Source organism: Actinomadura roseirufa (assembly GCF_900659635.1).
In the GTDB taxonomy this organism is placed as follows: domain Bacteria; phylum Actinomycetota; class Actinomycetes; order Streptosporangiales; family Streptosporangiaceae; genus Spirillospora; species Spirillospora roseirufa.
In genome coordinates, this window is the sequence record NZ_CAACVB010000040.1 from 37,502 (window position 1) to 44,590 (window position 7,089).

Annotated in this window: 5 protein-coding genes; 1 reads left to right on the top strand and 4 read right to left on the bottom strand. The window is 68.1% G+C overall.

From position 1 onward, the window contains the following. Nucleotides 1-6: 6 nt before the first annotated feature. On the bottom strand, nt 7-735 hold the full coding sequence (locus E1291_RS11950) for an SDR family oxidoreductase (protein WP_131737827.1): 729 nt from the start codon (nt 733-735) through the stop codon (nt 7-9). A 99-nt stretch (nt 736-834) separates the two neighbouring features. On the opposite strand from E1291_RS11950, the gene E1291_RS11955 reads away from it, so the two are divergent. Further along, nucleotides 835-1,707 carry a LysR family transcriptional regulator gene (locus E1291_RS11955; RefSeq protein ID WP_131737828.1) on the top strand — a complete coding sequence of 291 codons (873 nt, stop codon included), beginning with the start codon at nt 835-837 and terminating at the stop codon, nt 1,705-1,707. Nucleotides 1,708-2,420: 713 nt separating this feature from the next. Here E1291_RS11955 and E1291_RS43215 read toward each other — a convergent pair. The 3 genes from E1291_RS43215 to E1291_RS11970 form a co-directional block, all read right to left on the bottom strand. Continuing rightward, complete coding sequence (locus tag E1291_RS43215) at nt 2,421-2,972, bottom strand: hypothetical protein (protein WP_207400693.1); 552 nt, start codon at nt 2,970-2,972, stop codon at nt 2,421-2,423. Between the two features lie 808 nt (nt 2,973-3,780). Next, nucleotides 3,781-4,638, bottom strand: a complete 858-nt coding sequence (locus E1291_RS11965; protein ID WP_131737829.1) for a tetratricopeptide repeat protein — start codon at nt 4,636-4,638, stop codon at nt 3,781-3,783. Nucleotides 4,639-5,357: 719 nt separating this feature from the next. Then, complete coding sequence (locus tag E1291_RS11970; protein WP_131737830.1) at nt 5,358-6,650, bottom strand: helix-turn-helix transcriptional regulator; 1,293 nt, start codon at nt 6,648-6,650, stop codon at nt 5,358-5,360. Nucleotides 6,651-7,089 lie beyond the last annotated feature (439 nt).

Genomic DNA, 7,089 nt, shown 5'->3' on the forward strand with positions numbered 1-7,089 from the left:
CCCGCGTCAGGCGAGGACCGCGCCCCCGTCGAGGACGAGGACGGCGCCGGTCGCGTGCGGCTGCGTCATGTAGAACAGGTACGCCGCCGCGATGTCGTCGACCTCGCCGATCCGGCGCAGCGGCGAGCCCGCGGCCGCGTCGCTGTAGAGCTGCTCGCGGACGTCGCCGGGCAGTGGGTTCCACAGGTTCGAGCGGACCACGCCCGGCATCACGGCGTTCACCCGGATCGGTGCCAGCTCGACGGCGAGCGCGCGGGTCAGCCCCTCCAGCGCGCCGCAGAGACTGGAGGTCACCGAGGAGCCCGGGACGGGACGCGGCCCCGCCGTGCCGGTCGTCAGCGTGATCGAACCCCCGGCGCGGATCCTCGGCGCGGCGGCCTGGACGGCGGACAGGGCACCGAAGTAGCGCAGCGTGAAGAAGTCCCGGGCCGCGTCCAGGTCGAGGTCGGCGACCGGTGCGAGCAGGAGCGGATCGCCCGCCGTGTACACGAGATGGTCGATGTCGCCGAGCACGTCGAACAGGTCCCGTACCTGAGCGGCGTCGGTCAGGTCGGCGATGCGGCCGTCGGCGCCTGGGAGGTGCTCAACGGCGCCGTCGACGTTGCCCTTCCGGCTGGACACGACGGTCACGGCGGCACCCGCCCCGGCCGCCGCCGACGCGACGGCGAGCCCGATCCCGGACGTGCCGCCGAGCACCACGACGCGCTCGCCCGTGAGCCGTTCATCGAGAGACATGGGGGTTCCCTTCTGATGGTGAGACGCCTCCCACGATGCGTGCCGGCCGGTTCGCGCGTCCAAGACCTGTGCACGCCGCTGTAATACCCTGAAGGCATCATGGCTGACGTGGACCTCCGCAAGCTCCGGTACTTCGTGGCCGTCGCCGAGCACCTGCACTTCGGGCGCGCCGCGCAGTCGCTGCACATCGCCCAGCCGGTGCTCTCCCGGCAGATCAGGGCACTGGAGGACGAGCTGAAGGTGACCCTGTTCGACCGGGACCGGCGCTCGACCTCGCTCACCCCCGCCGGACGGCAGCTGCTCGCGGACGCCCGGCCGCTGCTGGCCGGCGCCGACGCGCTGACCCGGCGCGTCCGGCGCGCCGCGCGCGGCCCCCGCACCTTCACCGTCGGGTTCATGCCCGGACTGATCGTGACGGCCGCAGTGCGGGCCCTCGGCCTGCGCCATCCCGACCTCACCGTCCACCTCGTCCGGACGACGTGGGACGACCAGACCGACGTCGTCCGCGACGGCCGCGCCGACGTCGGCTTCGTCCGCATGCCGGTCGACCGGACCGGGCTGGCGATCCGGCGCCTGTACACCGAGCCGCGAGTCGCGGTCGTCCCCGCCGACCATCGGCTGGCGGGCAAGCGGGACGTCCCCGTCACCGAGATCGCCTATGAGCACCTGCTCCAGGACCCCGACGCCGTCCCGGAATGGCGGGACATCGCCGAGGAAATGCGCGCACCGGCCCGGCAGCCCGCCCCCGTCTTCCACAGCGTCGAGGAGAAACTCGAACATGTCGCGGCGGGTCACGGCCTGGTGATCGTCCCGCTGTCGGTGGCGACCTTCTACACCCGTCCCGACATCGCCTATTTCACCGTCGCTGACCTGGCGCCGTCCCAGGTGAGCCTCGTGTGGGACGCCGCGCGCCGCACTCCGCTCATCGCCGAGTTCGCCACCATCGCCGAAACCACCGGCCCCCCGCCATGATGTGACGTCTCCGGGTGAAAGGCGGCACTCGTAGTCACGTGGCTCTGCTGCACAAGCCCGGAAAGCCCTGCCCTCCGCTTCACCAGAGGGACAGGGCTTCCTCGCATCGCGCGCTCAGCTACTTGACCGCGACAGCACTCGCATACGCGCCGCTGCCGTCCACGCAGGTCGTAGTCGACGCTTCCCATGGCCGCGCCCAATTGCCATAGGAATCTCCACCGTAGTAGCACTTCAGGACGATCATGTGGTAGGCGACCTGGTAGGGCGTCGTGCAGTCGCTCCACCCCGCACCCGCCCCTTCGTCGGGGTCCCACGGGACATAGTGCGCCCTACATCCGGGCCACGGATCTGTCTTGGAAACGGGCGCCGTAGCGGACGCCGGCGAAGCCGCCAGGGTGACGACCGCGGAACTCGCGACCACAAGCGCGGCCACGAGGCGTGCTGTTCTTTTCATGGACCTGCTCGCTTTCCGGATCCGTTGGCGAAGATCCATCAGCATCGTAAGAAAGGCGCCCTAACATCTCGCTTGCGGCGACCTGGCGCGGGCGCCTGCCCCTGACGCCCCGATGGGACATCGCCTCACAACGACTGACCGCAGCCTCTTTGAGGTGACGCCGAAAACACGAATCCGGTCCACGCCCCACGTGGGGCACGGACCGGATTCCGGTGGCGGACGTCCCGGCGCCTACAGGAGCTCGCCGGCGCGCCGGTCGCTACTGGGTCTCCCGGATGAGGGTGGCGGCCTGGCCGGAGAACTTCACGGTCGCGTTGTGCGGCTCGGCCTGCACCCATTCGTCGAACCCGGTCATGGAGCACTTCATGACGTCGGGCGGGGTGTCGGCGCCGTCCGGGCACTTGCCGCCCGCCACGTACAGGTCGGTGTCCCCGGCGGTGAAGAAGACGACGTTGCCGACGGTGAACTTGCCCGGCGCCAGGTACTGCAGCCGTCCCCACGCCGTCTTGACCTGTTTGCCGCCCGCCTGCTCGGGCGAGGTGGGCTCGCCCACCGGAGCACCCGACCCACCCGAGCCCCGGGGCGCGGACGAGCCGCCCGGTGTGGACCCTCCGCCCGGAGTGGACGAGCCGCCTGGGGTGGAGGCGCCGCCCGGGCTGGGGGCGCCCGGCGTCGAGGTGGCGCCCGTCGCGGGCACGGAGCCGACCGGCGAGGAGGGCGCCGCCGCGGACTTGCCGTCGCCGGTGCCGTTGCAGGCCGTCAGGCCGAGCGCCAGTACCGCCGCCACACCGGTGATCACGATCTTCCGCATGGGTCCCGCTCCCCGTCCTCGGTGCGCGCCCCTCGTGGTCGCGCTGTACCGGGTGAGATGGGACACCACCCGGCGGGGTTGGCCCGCCCGGACGTGATCAACCCGACCCGCTCCCGCACGAACTCACCGCCCGATGCGGGCATCTGGATCTACGAACGGCACGGAGAAGTTCGAGCAATCCCGAATCTTTCTCACATTTATTCGAGGACGAGACACTCGAACCTGCCCAAGCACCTGTTCCAGGGGTTGACGATCACGCCGTGGACCTCCATCCGGGTGGTCCTCACGAAGGCCGAGGCCGCTGTCCGGGTCGTCAGAAAGAGCGCCGTCACGGTCACGGCACGGCTTCTCGGTCTGCTTCGAGGGCAATTACGGTCGGCACCTTGTACACGTCGCCGGACCTATATGGCCGTAGGCCGTTTGCAGGGACGCCTAATGCCACGAGGACGCCGACGCGGTCGGGGTTCCCAGCCGCAGGTCACGTCCGCATTGGGCAGCCCGCGGGACACCAGGCGGGCCTTGATGGCGTCAAGAACGCAGCGGTTCGAACCTGACCGCCCCGGCCGTGAAGAGCCACGCGAACCGGATCCTCGCCCGCCTCGGGCATCCAAGCCTCGCCGCTCGTCCACCACGCGGGCCTACCGGACCACAACGGCCCGCTCCCTGATCGAGGACGAGGGGAGGCGATCAGCAGACGGCGGGCACCCGGTCCCGTGAGCGCTATCCCAGCGGCACCGCTTCCAGGGTCTCTGGGGCGAGGTAACCACCTGTCCGTCTTGGTGATGGCGCGGGAGTCGTAGTGTCGGGTTCACGACAGAGACCCGTCCGCCATCTGGGCGCCGTTGACGCCGTACTGGAGAATCTCGCCGTCATGGCGAGCTGGATGTCCGACGGGAAGGAGCGTGGCCCGCGACGCCGGGCCTCTCTTGTCGAGCCACTCCTCTGCGAGCTGGGAGAGTGATCTGCCTGATAGCCGGGCTGGCCGATGCTGTGCGACCTGGACCCCATGCTCGTATTGGAAAGTCACTGGCTCGCTGATCTCCCAGGCGCAGATTTCAAAGCCCCAGAGTTGCTCAAGGTCGCGTAGCACGATCCATCGGGTGACCGTGTCTCCGTTATTGGTCACCAGCAACTCAGCCCGCACGACGAAGTAGTCGAAGCGAAACGATTCGGTTTCGTCAAGGTCTATGGCCGCACTGACAGTTGAGCGGTCACGGCCTGTGAGGCGCTGAGTCTCGTGGAGGAGGGCCAGCCCACTGGCGGCGGCGCTGGAATGGGGATCGAACTGCAGGGCCCGTTCGTACAGGTCACATGCCTCGCTGGCCCTCCGCTTTCTTTCTTCGTCCCACCGTTTTGGGTGACGCATTCCCAAAGCCATGTCCGAGAGCTGTCCACACTGCGTCGACAACAAGGTCGCCAGGAGGAGGGTTGCCTCGGCGTCTTGCGGCCGCTTCGTCACCGCTTGTCGCAGCCACTTCTCCGCTTCCGGAAGGTAGCCGTAACCGTCGGTCTGCGTATCCGACCATGACACCTGCAGCAGCATGTGCCCCAGGTCTCGTGCCGCATCCGGGTCCTTCTCCGCATCCGCCTGCAATGCCTTCCGCATTTCGCGGGGCGGACGCCTGGCGTCGATCAACCGCCGAACACGCTCGGGCCAGTTCGTCATACAGCGGAAGTCTCCCATACGTCGCGGACAGTCCGCGTTACAGGCCAGGATTCTCCTCGACGCCGGCTAAACTCCGCCACTCGCCGGTGCCGCTCATGGCCGCTGGCCAGGCGCCGCAGCATGGCGCTGGTCTCGGTGACCAGGATGCGAGGGCCGGCCACGGCTCGCACTACGCGCCCGACGGAACCGAGGACCGGCCCGAGACGCCGTGCGGCTTCTGGTGGACACTCGAAAAAGGCAACCGATCGCCAGGGCCCAGCAGACTGGTGACCCCGGTGATCGCGTCCGGCGAGGGGCGGAAGTAGCGGCGCGCATTCTCGGGCTTCTTGTGCCAGGACTCGGCCATCAACATCAGCGGGCTCGCGCCTCCCTCACCGAGATTGAGTCAGCGCCGAGTGCCGCAGCTCGTCCGAGTCCCGGCCGGTGCCCGGCCCGCCGAGTGCAGTGTGGGCATACAGCAGCACGAGGGCCTGCCCAAAGGACCGGCGGGCACAACCGGCGTCGGGGCAGACACAGGGGCAGGGCCTTGCCCGGTCCGGGGCAGCGGTGTGTGATGAACACCGGCTCCGGGTGCGGCCTTTTGAGCAGGCCCGGCAGCAGCCGCAGTGCATCACGACACAGGAGGCCATCGCCGTTCGTTCCCGTGCGCTGGCGCGTGATGAACCCGCAAGGACGACGCCCCGGTCGCGATGAACGGCCGGGGGCGTCGTGCCTTGGGATCAGGTGGCGGTGGTCAGCTCGCGCAGGTCTCGCGCAGCCGGGAGAGTCCGTGCCTTCTCGGGAAGCACCGAGATGACCAGCCGTGCGTACACGTGGATGCGCGCGACGCGCCGTTCCTTGGGAACCGCGTCGATGATGTTGAGCGCTTGGCCGAGCGCCTGTTCGGGGTCGGTTCGTGCATGAAGCAGGGGCTCATGCAGGCTGAGCTGGACGGCAGCGTACTCATTCGGCCCGAAGTAGGCGCGGGCAGCGGCCTGGGCTTCGTCGGCGCGCTTCACGTCCCCGGCCCACGCGTAGATCATGCTCTGCTTGCAACGCAAGCGATCTTCACCCCAGCGCGGGCCCGCCGCTGGAAGCCGCTCGAAGAGCGCTTCGACCTCGCGGATCGCGGTGATCGCCTGCGAGAAGTCTCCGGCCCCTGCGTGTGCTTCTGCTTCTACGGCCGCCGCGTAGATCAAGGGGTATGTGGGACGGGTTCCCGCGAGACGTCGGGCGTCTTGAATGAGCGGAATGAGGCGGCCGAGGTCGGCGCGGTCATCGTTGAGCCGGGTGGTCACCTCGAAACTGCGGGTCAGAGATGCGAGATCGCGATCTTGTGACTTGTCCGCGAGGTGCCGGGCCGTGTTCCACCAGCGTTGCGAATGGCGCCGATTCCCGATCTCCGACAGTCCGCCCGCGATCAAGAACGCGTGGCGAGTGGCCGCGTGCGCGAGGTCGCGTTCCACCGCTTTGGGCTGGTTCTGGGGGAGATGCGATGCGATGTCGGACCAGTCCGCCGCAAGAGCGGCCAGTACGACACCGGGAGGATCGCAGCGATAGCTGGCCGCGTGGATGTCGTAGGCGTCCTCCCAATCATCGATCATGCCTTGGGAAACCGTCGCCCCAGGTAGATGCCGCTCCCCGGTCCGCCACCCCTGATTGAGCGTGGTCAGGACCGGCGCGACGGTCGCGCCCGCGGTTAAAGCCGTGGCGTTGCGAAGAAGATCCCTACGTTTCACGTCGCCGTCCCCGAGGTCGGGAGTTGGACTCCGATCCACGGTACCGTCCGGTATGCCGGGTGCGTCGTACCGCTTCCGGACTTCTTCGATGTCGTTCAGGACATCGGTCAGCTCGTCGAGCGTGATCTTCAGCGCGTGAGCGAGTTTAGGCCGAAGGTAGGGCAGTGGATCGGTGTCAGCGCGTTCCCAGCGGCCGATCGTTGATCGTTCCACCCCGAGTCGCTCGGCCAAGCCCTCTTGGCTATATCCCATTGACCGCCGTCGTTGAGCCAGGCGGCGCCGTTTCAACGCCATTCGTGACCTTTCTCCCAGGTCCGCCGTGAGACCGCCTCCACAAAGGCATCACCGTTGATCACGCCACGGGACTGCCTCGCCGTCAGGTCCATGATGCACAGGTTGCGCGCTGGCCGTTACCGCTTTCGCGGCGGTTTACTGAGAGCACGGCCGGACTCCGTACCCCGGAGTTAATGATCGCCGTTTCCATGAAGACAGACCCGCTCCGACTGGTGCGCTCTCACCAGGGAAAACCGGAGCCTGCCCGAAAACGAGGTCCAGTTATGAGCAAGGGCAACAAAGCGAGTGGGGAGGAGCTCTTCGAACCGCCCGACAGTGTGGAGCACCCCGACGCATATGGCTTGGGTTCTAGGGGTGATCGCAACACCGGTTGATCAACTGGCTGGTGTGAGGAGCTTAGCGAGACGCTCGGCTGGGGTTTCCCAGCCGAGCGTTTTGC

What these genes read in the sequence shown, in the direction of transcription:
- E1291_RS11950 (WP_131737827.1), bottom strand. Translation starts at nt 735, where the DNA reads ATGTCTCTCGATGAACGGCTCACGGGCGAGCGCGTCGTGGTGCTCGGC.
- E1291_RS11955 (WP_131737828.1), top strand. Translation starts at nt 835, where the DNA reads ATGGCTGACGTGGACCTCCGCAAGCTCCGGTACTTCGTGGCCGTCGCC.
- E1291_RS43215 (WP_207400693.1), bottom strand. Translation starts at nt 2,972, where the DNA reads ATGCGGAAGATCGTGATCACCGGTGTGGCGGCGGTACTGGCGCTCGGC.
- E1291_RS11965 (WP_131737829.1), bottom strand. Translation starts at nt 4,638, where the DNA reads ATGACGAACTGGCCCGAGCGTGTTCGGCGGTTGATCGACGCCAGGCGT.
- E1291_RS11970 (WP_131737830.1), bottom strand. Translation starts at nt 6,650, where the DNA reads ATGGCGTTGAAACGGCGCCGCCTGGCTCAACGACGGCGGTCAATGGGA.